This window comes from Desulfatibacillum aliphaticivorans DSM 15576 (assembly GCF_000429905.1).
Taxonomy (GTDB): domain Bacteria; phylum Desulfobacterota; class Desulfobacteria; order Desulfobacterales; family Desulfatibacillaceae; genus Desulfatibacillum; species Desulfatibacillum aliphaticivorans.
Genome location: NZ_AUCT01000021.1, coordinates 116,308 through 135,782 on the forward strand (window position 1 = coordinate 116,308; position 19,475 = coordinate 135,782).

Consider the following 19,475-nt stretch of genomic DNA (forward strand, 5'->3'; position numbering starts at 1 on the left):
CTTTGGAGCAACCAATGAAATCGCTAAACATGCCTCCATCTTCTAAAGCAGGCTTTTCGGGAGATACAGTTATTCAGACGGAGTCATCTGTCGTCGTTATTGGGGCCAATGGCGCCGGTAAGACTCGCTTAGGGGCATGGTTAGAGTTCCAAACAGGGCAAGACATTAAAGTGCATAGAATATCAGCTCAAAAATCACTAACTATGCCGAGTTCGCTTAGTCCAGTTCCTTTACCTGAAGCGAGAAACCTGCTCTACTTCGGACTCCACCAAAAAAGCGGTGAACTAAACATACGTCATAAGTGGCATTTGCGATGGAGGGATGCGCCAGAAACCCATCTTTTAAACGATTTTGACAATTTGCTAACCTTTTTATTTTCAGAGAATTATGAAAAGGTTTTAGAATACACTGAGAAACAAAAATGTAATAACCTACGAATAGACCCACCGACCACCTTGCTTGATAGATTAAAGAATATTTGGGAAAATATTCTTCCCCATAGAAAGTTGGAGATTCATAGTGGCAACATAGATGCCGCGATGCCTGAAAGCAAAGAAATCAAATACAATGCCTCGTCCATGAGCGATGGAGAGAGGGTCATATTTTATCTCATTGGCGAGTGTTTGTGCGCGCCGGACAAATGCACCATTATCATAGATGAACCAGAAATTCATTTGCATAAATCCATTCAAGCAAGACTTTGGGATAAAATAGAGCAAGAGCGTCCAGACTGCCTGTTCGTATACCTAACTCATGATCTGGATTTTGCGGCGTCCCGCATGAATGCAACTAAAATATGCCTTGAAAGTTATGATGGCAACGATTTCTCCTGGTACATTGTACCAGCAGTTAATGACATCCCCGAGCGCATATTACTGGAGGTCGTTGGTGTAAGAAAACCTCTGATTTTTGTGGAAGGAGAAGAGGGTTCCCTCGATACTCAAATTTATCGTCTTGCCTACAAAGATCATACTATTAGGCCTTTGGGATCATGCTCAAAAGTAATCGAATCCACCAAAGCATTTAACGATATAAGCGATATACACAGAATTGCAGCCTATGGGATAATTGACCGGGACTATAAAAGCCAACAGCATGTGGATTCATACAAGGGGAAAAATATTTTTTGCCCGGATGTTGCTGAGGTAGAAAACTTGTTCTTATTGGAAGAGGTGCTATTTGCGGTAGGAAATCAATTTTGTTTCCAAAATGCGGAGCGCAAAGTATGCGAAATTAAAAATTGGGTTATAAATGAATTTAAGACCTTCAGCGAGAACTTTGCAACTGAATCCACGATATACGAGATTAACATGCACTTAGGTGGCTTTAATGGAAAGGCGCATTCTATATCCGATCTATCAAAAATTTATAGACAGTTTGTGGATGGGTTCAAACTGGACGAGGTATATCAAAAAAAATTAGCATACTCCGACAAAATCATCCGAAACAACGATTATAATGCAATAATTCAATGCGTTAACAGAAAGGCCCTGGTTAACCAGGTCGGGAAGTTTTTTGATATTAAACCATCCGCATACACTCAAAAAGTTATCGATATTGTTCAATTAGGGAATACAGAAATTGTAGGTGCATTTATGAATTACCTTCCTACAATCCCAAAATAGTATACAACCCTGAAATTAGGAAGGTTTCCTGATAACGGGAGGAATTGAAGTACGCCAAAAAATATCCTCCTGAATTCCAATAGGATTTGGTCACGGCGCTTTTAAGGATTGACTTTGGTGCGCCCCTACAGAATAGATCCAATTATTATTATTTCAACCGGTTACTACCGCTGGTCCAGACAAAAAAAAATCTCATGCTCGCTGAACTTTCCATCAAGAATTTCGCCATCATAGACGACCTGTCTGTTCGTTTTTCCGATGGCCTCACCGCCATAACCGGACAAACCGGCGCGGGGAAAACCATCCGCATCAATGCGGTCAACCTGCTGTTTGACGCCCGGGCTGCGCCCAAGATGATCAGGACCAGGGCAAAAGGGAGGGAACCCAGCCATACCAACCACAAGGCATAAAATGCCAATGCTGCAGAACTGGCAAGGCCTGAAAAAGGACCCCCCCCATTTGGTTGATCGGGTCGGTCAGCTAAAAGGCCGGGAACTCATGGATTGCCAACCGCAAGGCGGATGGCCTTGGGCTTCATGGTATCCACAAGGTACACGCTGCTCCCCGGGTAGGATTGGGAATCCAGCACAAGGGCCCCGTTTTTCTTCAAAAATCCGATCATATAGGATTCTTCGTTTACACCGGACTCACTTATATAAACATGCGAAAAAACCAGCCAGACCTTTCCGGTAAGGCTTGCCAGTTCGGGATTATATTTGTGGTTTTCGTTGCGATGTCGTTGCCCGTTGACGACCGGGTTGGTTAGGTTTACAAAACCGGCTCTCAAATAGAAATCGGCGATTCCGCTGGTGACGTAATAATAGTAAATGGTTTCATCTTCCTGAATGTGTTGCTCCACATATTTTAAGGATTCCCTGACATGGTCGTTATAAACGGGAATTTCGTTGGAAAGAGGAATAAACATTATGATAACAGGCAGGGCCATGACTGCGCAGGAAACGACGGCCGGGCTTTTCCTTAAAAAACCGGCCAGGAAATACACTCCCATGGAAAAGAGAAATATGAATTCGGGCATCAAAAACAGGATCATCCTATTGTAAAACGGATAAAGCCGGAGCAGGGAAAGAGCAAGTTGCACGCCGACAGGCGCCAGGCAAAAGTACAACGCCGTGAATTTTTTCCAGGCAACCAGGCAATAAACGCCGAACAACGAAATTGCCAAGGGAACCAACCAGATGGACTCCAGGCCAAACATGTATCCATAGACTTCCTGAAGTTTTTCATAGCCAAAAACATAAAACTCCCTTGAAAAAGGATTGGCCGGTAAAAAACTTTTTCGCCAGAACCGGAGCATGTAGTCCCTGGTGGGGTGGCCGTGTATGAAAAATACGTAATACACTGCAAATGAAACCAGCCAGGCGGCTATGACAAGAGGAATTTTTGAATTCCCGCGTGAATAGGTTTCTATGTAGAGCCAGTAAACGCCCACCACAAACAGGGTTACAACAGCCACATTGGAAAACCAGATGGCCGCGCACCCGATAACCGCCGCGGCTGCCAAGGCGCTTCTGCGTTCCATATTCAGAAAAAAGGGCAGGCATAAAATCAACAGGGAAACAAAAACATCCAGTGAGTATTGCTTGACTTCGGACGAATATCTTAACAAAATCCAGGAAATGCTGAACAAAGCTGTCGCCATTTGGGCGACGAGCCCGTCGCACGCCAGTTTTCGGGATAAAAAATAGAAAAGGGGGATGGAAAACAAAAAACTGAGCAGCGGGACCACACGCAATGCCCAGTCGCTGTTTCCGAAAACCAGCGCCATCATTTTTTCCGCGAACAAGAACCCTATGGGGGCGGCCTGATGATTATCCAGAGGCGCCAAAAGCCCTATAAAGCCCCTGCCCACAATATTGATGGCAAGGTGGGCCTCATCCAGCCACAAGCATCTGTTTAACCAAAACTGGTAAACAGCCAGGAAAACTCCCCATAAAACAACGCCCCAAAAAAAGACCTTCAAATACGTCCGATTGTCATGATCTCTCAATGAATTAGGGTCCTTAAAAAATGGTTGATGGCAGGTTCGAGGCAGCCGGTCCGGCATCTCAAAAATACCGCGGCAGGCCTCGGAATATTTCCTTGCTTCAAAACCAACTCATATTCTTCGGGCCCGCTCATAAAACGCAATGGCTGCATTTTTTAGTAAGACCTTTTGTTTTCCGCGTCTTCCGCGCTTTCCGTGGATTATTTCAATTTCCTATGTATTGCGCTATTCGACATTTTTTATCAATGCCTTTGTTAATGTTAATGTAGTTTTACGTGAAACTAAATGGCAAGGAAAAATATCCCCCTGAATTCCAATAGGATTTGGTCACAGCGCTTTTAAGGATTGACTTTGGGGCGGGATTACCCTATAGATTAGAGCAAATTACTGTTATTTCCGTTGGTTATTATCTCTGGTCCGGGCGGAAAACAATCCCATGCTCGCTGAACTTTCCATCAAGAATTTCGCCATCATAGACGACCTGTCCGTTCGTTTTTCCGATGGCCTCACCGCCATAACCGGAGAAACCGGCGCGGGGAAATCCATCCTCATTAACGCGGTCAACCTGCTTTTGGGCGCCCGGGCTACGCCCAAGATGGTCAGGACCGGCGCCAAGGAGGCGGAGCTGGAAGCCCTTTTCTTTGTGGATTCGGACTCTTCGGCGGCGCGCTTTATTGCAGAGCAAGGGGATGCTCCCGAAGACGGGCTCATGGTCCGCAGGGTGATTTCCGCCAATAACCGGCATCGGGTTTACATTAACGGCCGCCTTTCCACCATGACGGCCTTGGGCGAGATAACCGCATCCTTGGCCAGCATATCCGGCCAGCACGCCCATCAGGGATTATTAAAGGAAGACGTGCACCTTTTGGTTCTGGATCAGTTTGCCGGACTCGTCCCGTTGCGGGAAAAGGCCGAGGATCTGTTTAATCAGACCTCGGAGGCAATGGCCCGGCTAAAAAGGCTGGAGGCCTCCAAGGAGCAGGACGCCAAAGAGCGGGATCTTTTATATTTTCAGAAGGACGAAATCGAAAAGGCGGCTATCCAGCGCAACGAAGACGAAGACCTGGAAGCGGAGAAGAAGCGCCTTAGAAACGCGGAAATGCTGCAGCAGACCTTGTCCGGGGCGGTTGAGGTCCTGTACGGCGGCGAGGGCGCCGTGGTGGATCAGCTTGGCATGATCCTTAAAGGGATGCATCAGGCCGCTGACGCCGACTCCACGCTGGAGAGCTTCACTGCGATTCTGGAAGACAAAATGTTCGGGCTGGAGGATCTGGCCTCGGAGCTTCGGGTTCACTTGGACACGATCCAGATGGACGACCAGCGTTTGGAGGAAGTGGAGGACCGGCTGGACTTCCTCTCAAAGCTCAAACGCAAGTACGGCGGCTCGTTAGAGGCTGTGGACGCCTTTTACCGGGATATCGAGAAGAAGCTGGCTAAGCTCCAATCCGCTTCCGGAGACATCCAGGAAGCCCGGGGCCTGGTGAACGATCTCGGCGCCCAACTTGCCAAGACGGTCAAGGATCTTTCCGCCAAAAGGGCCAGGGCTTCTGCGGGATTCGCCAAAGCGGTCTCCAGAGAGCTGGAGTCTCTGGGCATGGGCAAAACCCAGTTTGAGGTTGATTTATCCTTTTATCCCGCCCCCAGGAACGGGGACGGCCCCCTTTGCGTGGACGGCCACGGGGTGGAAGCCGCGGGCATGGACCGGGCGGAGTTCATGATCGCCCCCAATGTGGGCGAAGAATTGCGGCCCTTAAAGGATATTGCGTCAGGAGGCGAGCTTTCCCGGGTGGTTTTGGCCCTTAAGGTCATTCTTGCCAAGACCGACGCCGTAAAAACTGTTATATTCGATGAAGTGGACGCCGGAATCGGAGGCGCCGTGGCGGACGCCGTGGGCGAGAAGCTCATGGCCCTGAGCGGCAGCCATCAGGTGATTTGCATCACCCACCTCCCCCAGATCGCCCGGTTTGCGGCCCGGCACCTGAATATCACAAAAAGAGTATCGGGAGGGCGGACCCAGTCCCTGCTCACCCCGTTGGACGGGCCGGCCAGGGTGGATGAAATCGCCCGGATGCTGGCCGGCGGCAATATTACGGAGACATCCCGTCAGCATGCCTTGGAACTGCTCGAATCTACAGTTAATTAGGCCTTGAGCGCTTCAATCGGCTTTCCAAAGATTTCTTTTTATGTTAGGAACAAAACTATGGGACAAGTGATCTGCATAGCCAATCAAAAGGGCGGCGTGGGCAAGACCACCACGGCTGTCAACCTCTCCGCTGCGTTGGCCCTGGCCAACAAAAAAACCCTGTTGGTTGATTGCGATCCCCAGGGAAACGCCACCACGGGCATGGGCATTGACAAGAACAGCCTGGAATACAGCCTGTATAACGCCCTCATTGGCATGGCCGAGCCAAAGGACGTGGTGGTGCAGACCGAAATCGACGCCCTGGCTGTTCTGCCGGCCAAGATTGAATTGATCGGATCCGAGGTGGAGCTTATCGACAGCGACAATCGGGAGACCGCCCTGAAAAAGGTTCTGGCCCCTCTGGTAGGCAGTTACGACTATCTGGTCCTGGACTGCCCGCCCTCCCTGAGCTTGTTGACCATCAACGCCATGACCGCGGCCACGGCCATGATCGTGCCGCTGCAGTGCGAGTTTTACGCCCTGGAAGGCCTGGGCCAGTTGTTCCAGACCATACGGAGAATCAAAGGTTCGGTAAATCCCGGCCTGGGAATCGCCGGAATCCTATTGACCATGTTCGACTCGAGGACCAATTTGTCCAGCCAAGTGGCCGAAGAGGCTCAGAGCCATTTCAAGGATTTGGTCTTTAAAACGCGCATTCCCCGGAACGTCCGTTTGGGAGAGGCGCCCAGTTTCGGCAAACCCATCGTCCTTTACGACAAAACATCCACAGGGGCCATGAGTTATTTGAATTTAGCGAAAGAAGTGCTGGCCTTTGGGTAATTATTTTTTTGGAATTAAAACATGAAAAAAACTGATTCTGCTAAAAAAACCAAAAGAAACGTCCTGGGACGCGGGCTGGACGCGTTCCTGCCCGAGGCGGTTTCCACAGCTCAGGAATCCCCGGAAAATTATTTTGAATGCGACGTGGACGACATCGTTCCCAACCAATTTCAGCCCCGGACCATCTTTTCCCAGGAAGAGCTGGCCGAACTATCGGAAAGCATTGCGGAACAAGGGGTGATCCAGCCCCTGGTGGTCCGGAAAAATCAGCAGGAACTATTTGAACTGATCGCCGGCGAAAGGCGCCTTAGGGCTTCTAAAATGGCCGGCCTGTCCCGGGTTCCGGTGATCGTAGTGGAAGCCTCGGACGAAAAGGTTCTCCAAATGACCATCGTGGAGAACATCCAGCGGGAGAATTTAAATCCCCTGGAGGAATGCCAGGCCTACCACCGGTTGATGGAGGAATGCTCCCTCACCCAGGAGGAAGTGGCCAAGAGAGTCGGCAAAAAACGCTCCACCGTGGCCAATTTCCTGCGTCTGAAGAATCTGCCTCGCCTGATCCAGGACGGCATCCGCGAAAACGTCATCTCCATGGGCCACGCCCGGGCCATCCTCGGCCTGGAGGAATCTCCCGACCAGCTGACCGCCTATCGCGAAACCGTCAAAAAAGCCCTTTCCGTCCGCGCCACGGAATCTCTTGTCAATCGCCTGAAAAAGGCCAAAGACGCCAAGCCCAAACCGACCGAGCCTGACTCGAACGCCATTTACCTGAACCATCTGTGCGACGAGCTTTCCCGTCAGTTTGGAACCAAGGTGGAAATCAACAAGAACGGCAAACGCGGCGCCCTCAAAATCGAATTCTATAACGAACAGGATCTGGACCGGATCGTCACGCTGCTAAAAAACGCTTAAGGCCCTTATTTTGAGCGTTCATGTGATCATAGACGGGTATAACCTGGCCCACGCCCTGGGCCTGCTGGACGGGTTTGGAGGCGACGAACTGGAGCAGGCCAGGGACGATTTGTGCGACATGCTGGCCATGTATAAAAAGGCCAAGGCGCACAAGATCACCGTAGTTTTCGACGCCCAATACGCCCCGGAATACGAAACCCGCAACGACGCGATCAAAGGCATCCGAATCAAATACTCCCCCCACGGCCGCCTGGCCGATTCCGTGATCAAAAACATGGCCCGCAAGGAAAAGGAACGGGCCATTGTGGTTTCCTCGGACCGGGACGTGGCCGAAAGCGCTCAAGCCAGCGCCGCCGCCGCCGTTTCCAGCCAGGAGTTTCAGTCCCGGCTTATCGAAGCCATGTATTTCGCCCAGGAGGCCGACGCTCCCCGCTCCAAAGAGCGCCGCATCGACACCCGCAAAAAAGGCCCCGGCTTTCGCTCCAAGAAAAAACGCCGCAAAACCAAGGCTAAAGCGCAAAAACTATAGAAAAACACAGACAGGTTAAAAGGGAGGAGGGCATACCATGATTCGTCTGAAATACGCGGCCGCCATCGTCCTGATCATTTGCTTTTTTCTGCCCTTAAGCCGGTGTGGCCGGTTGAAATATGTGGTTGCAGAGCCGCCCAATGAAATTGCTCAATCAGTCGGCGAAAAGCCTGCGGATATCACTCCAAACGCCGTTCTTGAAAAACAAGTCAAACAAAGCCTTGAGCCCAAATATCGAATAGAGGAGGATAGTTCAAAGAGGCATAAATATTTCATTCCTTAAAAAATGACGCTCTCGGCAGGCCTTGATGGTTGGTCAATTATCGCGGTATTTTTTTGGCCCTTGCCTTTCTTTTTTCTTCAAAACAAGTTTTCAGGTCGAAAATGGCCTCGCAGGATGTTACTCGGTGGAGAACTGGCTTTGGCTTGTTGGACCGGTTGGTTTCTCTATTACTTTGTATGTTCAATCGAAATTCTGCCCGCAGGATACGCTGCACTGGTTGCAGGCGGTATTCTCATTGCATTCCCTGTTCTCAACATTTTGTCGCCCACGTATTCTTGGGCAGCAAAACGTCTCAAAAACCGCCAAGTACCATGCCAACAAGATTGAATCCCTTATATACCGTCAAATTCCTCTCCCGCCCTTGCTTTGCGGGCCGAGTTATTGTAGTTAATTCAGGTTAAGCTGTTTCCGGGCGTTTTGGCGGTCGGAAAATCCACGGGCTTGGAGGAACCATGAATATATGCGTCATAGACGGCCAGGGCGGGGGCATTGGCGCCGCTATCATTAAAAAGCTGAAAGAAACCCTGGAGGAAAGCGCCGTAATCCTGGCTTTGGGCACCAATGCCATTGCCACGGCCCAAATGCTGAAAGCCAAGGCCAACCGGGGAGCTTCGGGTGAGAACGCCATTGTCCGGACCACCGCCAAGGCGGACCTGATCATAGGCCCCATCAGCATTGTGCTGGCTCATTCCATGATGGGGGAAGTGACTCCCAAAATGGCCGAGGCGGTGGCCGCCAGCCCGGCGAAAAAGCTGCTCCTGCCTTTATCCCAGGAGAATGTGGAAGTGGTGGGAGTGCAAAAACTTCCGCTTCCCAGACTTGTGGATGCCATGATTGATGAATATCTTAGAATAGAGGGAGCCTCCGCGCAGGAGGATGTATAAGAGATACTTCTTTAATTACGAGGATTTACCATGTGTGAAGCAAATGCATACTACATTGAGGACGGCGACGAAGAACTGATCATGGAAGCGGTGGATACCGTAACCCCGGAGCCTGAAGGAATTCTGCTCACCAGCATTTTTGGGGACCAGAAGCTGGTGAAAGCCAGCATCCACTCTCTTTCTTTGGTGGATCATAAGGTTTATTTGCAGAAAAACGGATAGTTAGGCGTCCGGACGCCATTTTTCATGAAAATAACCATAGCAAAGACATCCGGGTTTTGCATGGGAGTGCGCCGGGCCGTGGAAATGGTCCTGGACACTGCCAACCGGGTAAAAGGACCGGTCTACACCTTCGGCCCCCTGATCCACAACCCCCAGGTCATGCACATGCTGGCGGAAAAAGGGGTGGAGGTTCTGGAGGAGATTCCGGAAAAGGGCGAAGGCACCGTGCTGATTCGCGCCCACGGAGTCACGCCTGAAACGCGCGGCCGTTTGGAGGCCGCGGGCTTCACGGTCATTGACGCAACCTGTCCGCGCGTCATCAAGGTCCAGCGTCTTTTAGACAAATACCAAGCGGAAGGCTACACCCCGATCATCGTGGGCGACGCGGACCACCCCGAGGTCATCGGCTTGGTTGGGCACGCCAGGGGGCACGCCTATGTGGTCCGTTCCCGGGAGGAAGCCCTGAACCTGCCCAAGGGCGAAAAAGCCGTTCTGGTCGCCCAAACCACCCAGGACCAGGTCCTCTATCTTAACATTCTGGAGGCGGTCCGGGAGCGCTTTGACGAAATCAAAGACTTTAACACCATTTGCGATTCCACGGCCCGGCGGCAGGAAGAGGCCCGGGGCCTGGCCCATCAGGTGGAGGCTATGGTGGTCGTGGGCGGCAAGAGCAGCGGCAACACCCAGAGGCTGGCGCAAATCGCCGCGGGATCGGGCGTTCCCACTTTTCATGTGGAAACGGAAAAAGAGCTGGACGTCACAAAATTTCAGGGTATGGAGCACGTGGGGATAACGGCGGGCGCTTCCACGCCCAACTGGATTATCCGGCGGGTGCATCAGGCGGTGGCTGATCCCGGCGTTTTAGGGCGCAGCGGCGCCGGGCTGGGGTATTCCGTCCGCAGATTTTTAATTCAGACCAACCTGTATCTTGCATTCAGTGCAGGCTGCTTGTGTTTCGCGTGTATGCTGCTGTTGGGGCAGCCTCCGTCGCTTGACGCCCCCATCATCGCGGCGTCGTACATCCTGCTCATGCATATCTCCAACAATTTCATAGGCCGCAACGCTGCGCGGTATAACGACCCGGACCGGGCCAGGTTTTACGATCAACACAAAATCCCCTTGGCTGCGCTGGCTATTTTCGGCGGCGCTCCGGGGTTTGTGGTGGCCTTTGAACTGGGCTGGGCGTCCTTTCTGACCCTGGTGATCATCACCGGGTTAGGGCTCAGCTATAATGTCCCCATCTGGCCTGAAAAACTGAGATTTTTTGGAAGATACCAGAAAATGCGTTCCATACCCGGCTCCAAGACCATCTTTATCGCCGGGGCATGGGCCGGAGTCACCGCCGTGCTGCCCGTTCTTTCCCATGGAGCCCCGGTGGATATTGGCCTGATTCTGGTAATCTTTTTCGCAACAGCCATGGTATTGGCGCGCACGTCCATCTTTGATGTGCTGGACGTGCAAATTGATCGCATGGTATCGTATGAAACCATAGCGACCTGGATCGGGCCTGCTAAAACGCTGAAGCTGATCCGGGTTCTTTTAGTAGCCCTTGCAGGCGTCCTGATTATAGGGGGCGTCCTGTCCTGGCTGCCGTCTCTTGCCTTTTGGCTGTTGCCCTGCGCGCTTTTTCCGCTGCTGGTAACCAACAGCTTCGCCAAAGGCAAGCTTCATCCCGGCCATCGGCTTGAATTGCTGGTGGACACCAATTTTGTCCTGGCTGGAGCCATAGCCGTTTTCTGGCAGACGCTTATTTAGCCGCAATCCAACGTCGCCGTCATCCAAACTAAGGAAGCACCAATGAAAAAACAAACAATCATGCTGGCTGGCGGCACAGGACTCGTGGGGAGCCATTGCCTGAAATTTCTTCAAGAGGCCGACTATTGCGGGAAAGTCAACGTGATGACGCGCAAACCGGTTTCAGGCATAGAAAATTTTTCCAAGGCCGAACAATTCATCGTGGATTTTGACGCTCCTAAAACCCTGGAGCAGGGCGGCCCCTGCGACAGCGTGGTCTGCGCCCTGGGAACCACCATCAAAAAAGCCGGCTCCAAAGAAGCCTTTAAAACGGTGGATTTCAATTATTGCCTGGAAGTGGCCCGAGCAGGGCTTGCAAACGGCGCCGGGCATTTTTTGCTGGTCTCTGCCATGGGCTCATCGCCGCGCTCGTCCATTTTTTACAACCGGATCAAGGGCGAGCTGGAACAGGCGGTCATGGCCCTTGGGTTCTCCTGCGTCAGCGTTTTCAGGCCGTCCCTGATTTTGGGCGCCAGAGAGGAGTTCCGCTTTGGAGAAGAGATCGGAAAGTTTTTTTCCCGCATATTCAGTTTTGCCGTTCCGGCCAAATACAAAGCGATTTACGCCTCGGACATAGCCATGGCAATCGTCAGGCAGGCGGCGGAGTGCAGGGAGTACAACCGCATTTTTGAATCACACGAAATCCGCGCCTTGGCGCACGAAGCCTAAGGCCCAGAGGAAGCGAACCATGCAAGTTGATCAATTCAGATACGGACCTGATAATCTGGCTTATGTTCTTTCTTCGGACTTTAAAGCGATAGCCATCGACCCGGGCGCTGTCAGCGACATCATGACCTGCCTGGAGGAAAAAGCTCTGGAGCTGGTGTATGTGGCGAACACCCACTCCCACCCTGATCATGTGACCGGGACCCAGGACATTTTATCCGCTACGGAAGCGACCTTTCTGGACAATCATACGCTCAGGCAAAAAGAAATTATCAAGCTGGGAAAAGAAGTGATCCAGGTTTACCATACTCCCGGTCACACCCATGACTCCCTTTGCTTTTATGCCGCTCCCTATGAAGAGGAGGCTGTCGGATATACCAGCCCGGGATATCTGATTTCCGGCGATACCTTGTTCAACGGAACGGTGGGCAACTGTTTTTCGGGAAATTTCAAGGCCTTTTACAAGTCCATAAAAAGCCTGATGACCCTGCCCAAAGACACCATCATTTATGCGGGCCATGATTATGTTCAGGATTCCATTGCCTTCGCCAAAACCCTGGAGCCGGAAAACCCGTATTTTGACGACTTTTTGAAAAAGTACGACTATACCCATGTTTTTTCCACCCTGGAAGACGAAACCAAGGTGAATCCATATTTGCGCTTTAATGCGCCAGACCTTGTCAAGCTCATGGAGAATAAGGGCCTTTCCACCAGGACGGAATTTGAGAGGTGGGACGCCGTTATGCATTTGGGATAATAAAGCCAAGCCGGGAGGATGATTTATGGCTAAGAGACGCGTGATCAAATGGACCATAGGCATCATTGCCGCATTGGTGGTTCTTTGCGTGGGAGGCATAGCGTATGTATTATCCACATTGGACCTCAACCAGTTCAAAGCCGACATTGAAACGAACGTCCAAAACGCCACGGGACGCAAACTGAACCTGGCGGGAGACGTGGAGTTGAAGATTGGCTTTTCTCCGGCCCTCACCGTGGAAAGCGTCTCGTTCGCCAATGCGGAATGGGGCTCTCAGCCCAATCTGGCCAGCATAGACCGCCTGGAAGTTCAGGTAGCGGTCCTTCCCTTGCTTAGGGGCGCCGTCAAAATAAAGCGGCTCATCTTAATCAAGCCTGAAATCCTGATTGAAACCAATAAAGACGGAAAATCCAACCTGGACTTCGGCGACTCGGAAAAAACCGCCGCTTCTTCCGAATCTTCTCCGAAAGAAGCAACGGAGCCGTCATCAGGACAAACCGGTTCGGGGCTGAATATCGACGTTGAAGAGTTTGTGCTCCAGGACGCCCGCCTTACGTATAAGGACGGCCAATCAGGTTCTTCCCAGGAACTGGCTCTCAGCCTCGTAAAGGCCTCCCTGGACAGCGCAAACAAACTGACGCTCTCAGTCAGCGGCGCCTATAACGGGCAGCCCTTTGAAGTGAACGGCGAAACCGGCGGACTTGAAGACGCCATGAATCCCAAAGCCGACTGGCCGCTAAATATCACCGCCAAGGCCGGCGGGGCCGTCGTTACGGTGAAAGGGGCCATCCAAGACTTGAACGGCCCGGCAGGAATCGCCCTGGACTTCAACGCGGAAGGAAAAAGCCTGGCCGACTTGAACGCCGTTTCAGGCGCATCTCTGCCCGACCTGGGAAAATACGCGCTTTCGGGCAAACTCGCGGACGCCGGCTCCAAATCCTACAAAATCACCGCTTTGAAAGGGCAGTTGGGAGAAAGCGACATCTCCGGAGAAGCCGCCCTGGACATGAGCGGAAAGCGGCCCAACATCGTCCTCTCCCTGACGTCCAAAGCGCTGGATCTCAGGCCTTTCCTGCCGGACAAGTCCCAGGAAGTGGAAAAACCCAAGTCCAAGCCTGCTGCTGAGCCTAAAAAGAAATCCGACCGGGTTCTTCCCAACGATCCGCTTCCCACGGACCTTTTGCTCCTTGCTGACGCCAAGGGCGACATCAAAGTGGAGACGGTCCAACTGCAGGATTTTGCATTAACCGATATTTGGCTGGACTTTGCCCTGAAAAACGGAACGCTGGACGTATCCTCTTTGAAAGCGGCCGGCGGAGAAGGCACGCTGGACATGACTTTGAAGGCCGCCGCCAAGGGGAATAGCCTGGATCTTGCCGGCAAGGCCGTCCTGGATCAGTTGGATATAGGCGGGCTTTTGGGTTTTCTTGGCGTGACGGACGCCTTTAAGGGAAACCTGGACATGGATCTCGAATTTGCAGGAAAGGGGGCTTCGGTTCGGGATATCATGGGCGGACTTGACGGCTTCTTAAGCATATCGGTCAAGGACGGCCAGCTTCAAAACAAATATCTGGATCTGCTGGGCGGGGACATGGCCACCGGATTTTTGCGCATGATCAACCCGGTTGCAGAGAAAAAGGATTACACCAAAGTCAATTGCCTGATCGCCCGTTTGAACGTCGTCAAGGGAGAGGCGCAGACCAAAGTCATGGTCATGGATACGGAATACATGAGCGTGGTGGGGGACGGAACCATTGACTTTGAGACGGAAAGACTTAACATGTCTCTGGACCCCATGCCTAAAAAAGGCGTGCTGTCCGGTGTGAATATTGATGTGAGTTTTAGCATGTCTGAACTCGCCCAGCCTTTTGCGCTGGGAGGAACGTTGGCGTCGCCCAAGCTGGTCCTGGACCATACCAAAGCCGTTTTGACTTTGGGCAAGGGAGTGGGAGGCGCATTGCTGTTCGGGCCTGCAGGAGCAGCCGCTGCTTTGTTAAGCACAGGCCAATCCGACGAGAATCCTTGTGAATCCGCCGCCAAGGCGGCTGAGCAGGGAACCAAGTACCAAGGCGAGGAGAGCGAAAAGGGGGCGGCTGAAAAAGCCGCGGATTCGGTTGTCAATGAAATCAAGGGAGTGGGAAAGGGATTAAAAAACTTGTTTTCTCAATAAATTCGGCTCTGGTCGTGACATTTTGAAATAATGTCTTACGGTTAGTAAGTTAATTAAAAACCTGGCTGTATACCAGAAGGAGTATTTCCATGAAATCCATAACAACATTTTCCTCAAAAACAGGCGCTGCCGCGCTTGCAACCCTTTTTGTCTTTGTTTTTTTCGCCAGTCTCACCCCCAGCCCGGCTTGGTCCCGGGGCCTTCCCAAATCATTCTCCGATCTGGTGGAAAAAGCCAGTCCGTCGGTGGTTAATATCAGTGTAATGAAGGTGGTCAAGGGCAAGCAGCTCATGCCTTTTGGCCCGGACGATCCTTTTCATGATTTTTTTGAAAAATACTTCGGCGAAAAAATGCCCGGCAATCGCCGTTTGGGCGGCTTAGGCACGGGATTCATTATCGATAAGGACGGGTATATTTTAACCAATAACCATGTGGTTGACGACGCTGATGAAATTAAGGTCAAGCTGACCAATGACAAGGAATATGACGCAAAAATCGTGGGAAAGGACCCCAAGACCGACCTCGCGCTTATTAAGATTGAGCCTGATGAGGCTATCGTTCCGCTGCCCTTAGGCGATTCGGAAGCCCTGAAGGTCGGCGATTGGGTAATGGCCATTGGCAACCCTTACGGACTGGGGAACACGGTTACGGCCGGCATCTGCAGCGCCAAATACCGCAGGATCGGCGCGGGGGCCTACGATAATTTCATCCAGACCGACGCGTCCATCAACCCCGGCAACAGCGGCGGCCCCTTATTGAACATGGACGGGGAAGTGGTGGGCATTAACACAGCCATATTCTCTCGCTCCGGAGGCAGCGTGGGCATCGGGTTCGCCATTCCCAGCAACATGGCCAAGGATCTCCTGCCTCAGTTGAAGGACGGCAAGGTCATTCGCGGCTGGCTCGGCGTGCTTGTGCAAGGAATCACTCCGGAGCTTAAGGACGCCCTGGACCTGGAAGACACCAAGGGCGCCCTGGTCAGCAGCGTCACCCCCGGCGGCCCGGCGGAAAAGGCCGGCATGGAGCGGGGCGACGTTGTGGTTACCTTTGACGGAACTCCTATCAAGGAAATGGGCGATCTTCCTTATGTTGTAGCTTCCACCCCGGTTGGCAAAAACGTGGAGGTTGAGATTATTAGAAAGGGGAAGAAAAAGACCATTGAGGTTAAAATCGCCCAACTGCAGGAAGATGAAAAAAGCCTGATGGCTTCCCAGGAAGACGCGCAGGGGCCGAACATTGGCCTGGCTTTGCAGGAGGTCACGCCTGAAATCGCTTCCAGCCTCGGCCTTTCCAAGTCTACGGGAGTGGTGATTTCCAGAGTCACGCCGTATTCCGCAGCCGCAGAAGCGGATTTACGGTCCGGCGACCTGATTGTTGAACTGGACGGGAAAGAAGTGGAAACCGTTTCGGATGCGAACAAGATTCTGTCCAAGTTCAAAAAGGGCGACACAGTCCTGTTCCTGATCGAAAGACAAGGCTCCACGCATTTCGCCACCGTCAAAGTATGGGAGTAAAGACTTTATAAAGCGACATTGACCAAGGCCGGCTTGAGGATTTCATCCAGAGCCTTGGGGGAAATGGAGGCCAGCAAGCCGCGTTTTCCCGCATTGATGTAAATCGGCTTCAAGTCCATAATAGAGGCTTCCGCGTAAACCGGAAGCCTCTTTTTTGTTCCAAAGGGCGAGATGCCCCCCACCATGTAGCCCGTCAAGGCATTGGCCTTTTTAGGATCGCAGGGCTGAACGGCCTTGACGCCAATGGCGCGGGCGAGGGCTTTGGTGGAAACCTCCTTGTCCCCGTGCATGAGCACCAACAAAGCCTGCTTGTTCTCATCCTCCATGACCAGGGTTTTCACCACCTGATACTCATCCAGCCCAAGGGCGTGAGCAGCGCCGGCTGCCCCCCCTTTATCCTCGTACTTATAGGGATGCAGTTCAAATTCGGCCTTATGGCTTTTTAGTTCTCTGATTGCCTGTGTCATTGGGGCTTTGTGCTTTGCCATGAATTCTCTTCCTGTCAATGATTCGACTGGGTTCGTCTTCCAGTCATTCACATTTCCCTCCGCCCGTTCGCCGATTCTGGAATACCATTTGCATACAGAAAATTCAACCAAGCCCAAACAGGAGACTTACTTTCATTATGATGGACATTCGGTTAAGAGATCTTTTTGACGAGATGCAGGAAGGTTTGTACCTGACGGATAACGAACGGCGCATCACCCACTGGAACGAGGCGGCGGAACGTTTAACAGGGTATACGGCGGAACAGGTTATCGGCTCCAAATGTTCTGACAATGTGTTGATGCATGTGAATGAACAGGGGGAATGCCTCTGCATGGGAGAGTGCCCTTTGCGTGACACCATCTTCGATGGAACGCCGAGGGAAGCCGATGTTTTTATGCATCATAAAAACGGACATCGGGTCCCGGTCAGAGTGCGCGTCCTGCCTCTGAGGAATTCAAACGGAGACATCGTGGGAGGGGCGGAGTTCTTCTCCGATGTTAGCAGTCAAATGGGCGTGCAAGCCCGAATCAAAGAGCTTGAGCAGCTTGTGCTGATTGACAATCTCACCATGCTTTCAAACAGAAGGCACGTGGAAGCGGAACTGGACCGCTTCCTCACCGAAAAGCAGCGATACGACCTCTCATTCGGCGTTTTGTTTCTGGACCTGGATCATTTCAAAAACGTTAATGACACCTTCGGACACAATGTAGGCGACCTGGTCTTGAAAACGGTGGGCGCCACGTTGAAATCGTGCGCCAGGCCCTATGACACCTTTGGGCGATGGGGAGGAGAGGAGTTCATTGGGCTCATCCGTAATATTGACGCCCCTAATTTAAGAGGGCTTGGAGAAAGAATCAGAGGGCTTGTAGCAGCTACCATGATCAACACGCCTTGCGGAAAAACCCTGCAGGTAACCGCGTCCATCGGAGGAACCACGGCCCGGCAGGAAGACGATATGGAATCCATCATTGCGCGAGCTGACAAAAATTTGTATTGTAGTAAGAATTCCGGAAGGAATTGCCTGACTCTGTCTTAGGCCTTGAGGCAGTATGCATTGGCGAGACGCGCGTCCCTGAGGGGGGATTTGATGGAAGGGGTCGGAAAAAATCGCCTTATAACCATTTTTGGCCTTGCCGCTGGAGCAGCCGGTTTTGCCGTTGTCATTGCCATGACTTCCGGTTACGGCATCGGCCTGACCATGGACGGCGCGTCTTATGCGGCCTGCGCCCGCAGCCTTGCAGACGGCCGGGGATTTTACGCCTTTGACGGGCGGCCCTACATCCATTGGCCCCCGCTCTTTCCCATGGTTCTTGCAGCGCCCGGATTGTTCGGTCTGGATCCGGTGGATGTCCTTCCCTGGCTTCACGCACTGGTTTTCGGACTTATCGTCTTTGGATTCCATCATATTCTCCATAACAATTTAAAATCCTCCCTTTTGACGATCTGGGGGACTCTGGCCGTCCTGCTTTCGCTTCCTTTAATAAATCTTTCAACCTGCGCCTATTCCGAGCCTTTGTTTGTTTTGTTGTGCGGGGCGTATGTCTATTTCCTCCAATCATTTCTTTCCAACCAAAAAACAACCGGATTTGCTTTAACGTGCCTTTTCGCCTCTTTGCTTTGCTTGCAGCGATACGCCGGCGTTGCCATGCCCGCGGCGGGAGCGGCCATGATAGTCTTGGCGCTGGCGGATGCTTCTTATGGCAAGCGAATCAAAATGGCCGCCGCCTTGTGCACAGCCGCCTATTTGCCTTTGGGCGTCTGGCTGGCCAGAAACTTTGCGGTGAGCGCCCGCTTCGCCGGATTCAAAGCCGGGGGCGGGGGGCGCCTGGCGGATTTATTGGAGTCGCACAAGCAGGTTGTCTCGTCATGGATTTTTCCCGGACAGGGGAATTTCACCCTGACGCTCTTTCTGGCGCTCATGGGAATTCTTGCGGTTGTTTTATTGCGGAAAAAAGCCGGAAAAGGCTTCCGGGCCGTTTTCCAAACAAACAGCCTGACAACGATGGCCGGGGTCGTTGGGATCTGTTTCGGCGTTTACTGGTTTTTTATTTTAGGCGCTGCATGGTTTTCGTATGATGTGGACAACAATCCCCACCGGTTTATCGCGGTGATTCAATTGCCTTTTTACTACCTGACGCTGGCTTTGATTGACAAGGCTCTTTATGCTTCCCGGGGCGGCGGGGCTTTTAAAGCAAGCCGTGCAGCCCTGGCGATCCTCGCGTGCTTTTGGCTTGCGGCTTTTTGGGGCCGCACAAGCGGGGAGTTGCAAACAACGGCAAAAACCGGCCCCGGGATGTCGTTGTTCAATTACGAAGAACCGAATAATAGCCGAATCCCCGCCAGCCAAAAGGAGCGGTTGGCTTTATGCCATTGGCTTGATTCCTTGCCCGAGGATTGCCCGGTATACAGCAATGTTGCTCCTTTTTTGTACGGGCTTTATGGAAAGAAAGCCATGTGGGCGCCTGCAAAAGCCGGAAATGGAAATAAAGAAATCTTCGTCAAAGGGGTCTTGGGGTGGGGACGGCCCTGCGCCTTTATCCGTTTTGACATGCTCACATCCCCTGACTATGAGGGTCTGTTGTCAATGCAGCATGTCATGGACTTCCCGGAGGGACGGGCCTTTTTGATTGTACCGGCGCCGCCGGAGTTAAAGCCATAAGGCT

18 protein-coding genes are annotated in these 19,475 nt (G+C 52.1%); 16 read left to right on the top strand and 2 right to left on the bottom strand.

Annotation, left to right across the window (positions count from 1 at the left end; all coding sequences use genetic code 11):
* Nucleotides 1–14: 14 nt before the first annotated feature.
* Together G491_RS31400 and G491_RS0118240 are read left to right on the top strand one after the other, a co-directional pair.
* Nucleotides 15–1,625 (top strand): DUF4435 domain-containing protein, encoded by a 1,611-nt coding sequence (locus tag G491_RS31400; protein WP_051327365.1) that lies wholly within the window; start codon nt 15–17, stop codon nt 1,623–1,625.
* A 194-nt stretch (nt 1,626–1,819) separates the two neighbouring features.
* Complete coding sequence (locus G491_RS0118240) at nt 1,820–2,035, top strand: AAA family ATPase (RefSeq protein WP_028315609.1); 216 nt, start codon at nt 1,820–1,822, stop codon at nt 2,033–2,035.
* Nucleotides 2,036–2,121: 86 nt separating this feature from the next.
* On the opposite strand, the gene G491_RS0118245 is transcribed toward G491_RS0118240, so the two are convergent.
* A complete protein-coding gene (locus tag G491_RS0118245) occupies nt 2,122–3,633 on the bottom strand; it encodes a hypothetical protein (RefSeq protein ID WP_157468382.1) in 1,512 nt (503 codons plus the stop codon).
* 433 nt (nt 3,634–4,066) lie between these two features.
* Here G491_RS0118245 and recN point away from each other — a divergent pair, with 433 nt between their 5' ends.
* From recN to G491_RS0118305, 12 genes are all read left to right on the top strand, one after another.
* Nucleotides 4,067–5,773 (top strand): DNA repair protein RecN, encoded by a 1,707-nt coding sequence (gene recN / locus G491_RS0118250; RefSeq protein WP_028315611.1) that lies wholly within the window; start codon nt 4,067–4,069, stop codon nt 5,771–5,773.
* Nucleotides 5,774–5,830: 57 nt separating this feature from the next.
* Entirely contained in the window at nt 5,831–6,592 is a 762-nt protein-coding gene (locus G491_RS0118255) for a ParA family protein (protein ID WP_028315612.1), read from the top strand.
* A gap of 21 nt (nt 6,593–6,613) precedes the next feature.
* A complete protein-coding gene (locus G491_RS0118260) occupies nt 6,614–7,504 on the top strand; it encodes a ParB/RepB/Spo0J family partition protein (protein WP_028315613.1) in 891 nt (296 codons plus the stop codon).
* A gap of 10 nt (nt 7,505–7,514) precedes the next feature.
* The gene (locus G491_RS0118265) at nt 7,515–8,033 is read left to right on the top strand and encodes an NYN domain-containing protein (protein ID WP_035219380.1); all 519 of its coding nucleotides are present in this window, start codon (nt 7,515–7,517) and stop codon (nt 8,031–8,033) included.
* 37 nt (nt 8,034–8,070) lie between these two features.
* Nucleotides 8,071–8,316: a hypothetical protein gene (locus G491_RS0118270; protein ID WP_028315615.1), complete on the top strand. Its 246-nt coding sequence runs from the start codon at nt 8,071–8,073 to the stop codon at nt 8,314–8,316.
* Nucleotides 8,317–8,768: 452 nt separating this feature from the next.
* On the top strand, nt 8,769–9,200 hold the full coding sequence (locus G491_RS0118275; RefSeq protein WP_015948454.1) for a DUF3842 family protein: 432 nt from the start codon (nt 8,769–8,771) through the stop codon (nt 9,198–9,200).
* A gap of 30 nt (nt 9,201–9,230) precedes the next feature.
* A complete protein-coding gene (locus G491_RS0118280; protein ID WP_015948453.1) occupies nt 9,231–9,422 on the top strand; it encodes a CooT family nickel-binding protein in 192 nt (63 codons plus the stop codon).
* A gap of 24 nt (nt 9,423–9,446) precedes the next feature.
* Nucleotides 9,447–11,177, top strand: a complete 1,731-nt coding sequence (gene ispH, locus G491_RS34990; protein ID WP_028315616.1) for a 4-hydroxy-3-methylbut-2-enyl diphosphate reductase — start codon at nt 9,447–9,449, stop codon at nt 11,175–11,177.
* Nucleotides 11,178–11,219: 42 nt separating this feature from the next.
* Nucleotides 11,220–11,885: a Rossmann-fold NAD(P)-binding domain-containing protein gene (locus G491_RS0118290; RefSeq protein WP_015948451.1), complete on the top strand. Its 666-nt coding sequence runs from the start codon at nt 11,220–11,222 to the stop codon at nt 11,883–11,885.
* A 19-nt stretch (nt 11,886–11,904) separates the two neighbouring features.
* On the top strand, nt 11,905–12,639 hold the full coding sequence (locus G491_RS0118295; RefSeq protein WP_028315617.1) for a hydroxyacylglutathione hydrolase family protein: 735 nt from the start codon (nt 11,905–11,907) through the stop codon (nt 12,637–12,639).
* 25 nt (nt 12,640–12,664) lie between these two features.
* Nucleotides 12,665–14,809, top strand: a complete 2,145-nt coding sequence (locus G491_RS0118300; protein WP_028315618.1) for an AsmA family protein — start codon at nt 12,665–12,667, stop codon at nt 14,807–14,809.
* A gap of 89 nt (nt 14,810–14,898) precedes the next feature.
* Nucleotides 14,899–16,323 (top strand): DegQ family serine endoprotease, encoded by a 1,425-nt coding sequence (locus G491_RS0118305; protein WP_028315619.1) that lies wholly within the window; start codon nt 14,899–14,901, stop codon nt 16,321–16,323.
* Nucleotides 16,324–16,328: 5 nt separating this feature from the next.
* Here G491_RS0118305 and ybaK read toward each other — a convergent pair whose 3' ends face one another.
* A complete protein-coding gene (gene ybaK / locus G491_RS0118310) occupies nt 16,329–16,811 on the bottom strand; it encodes a Cys-tRNA(Pro) deacylase (RefSeq protein ID WP_028315620.1) in 483 nt (160 codons plus the stop codon).
* 137 nt (nt 16,812–16,948) lie between these two features.
* Here ybaK and G491_RS0118315 point away from each other — a divergent pair, with 137 nt between their 5' ends.
* Both G491_RS0118315 and G491_RS0118320 read left to right on the top strand, forming a co-directional pair.
* Nucleotides 16,949–17,848, top strand: coding sequence for a sensor domain-containing diguanylate cyclase (locus tag G491_RS0118315; protein WP_015948446.1), 900 nt, complete (start codon nt 16,949–16,951; stop codon nt 17,846–17,848).
* 51 nt (nt 17,849–17,899) lie between these two features.
* Nucleotides 17,900–19,471: a hypothetical protein gene (locus G491_RS0118320; protein ID WP_028315621.1), complete on the top strand. Its 1,572-nt coding sequence runs from the start codon at nt 17,900–17,902 to the stop codon at nt 19,469–19,471.
* Nucleotides 19,472–19,475 lie beyond the last annotated feature (4 nt).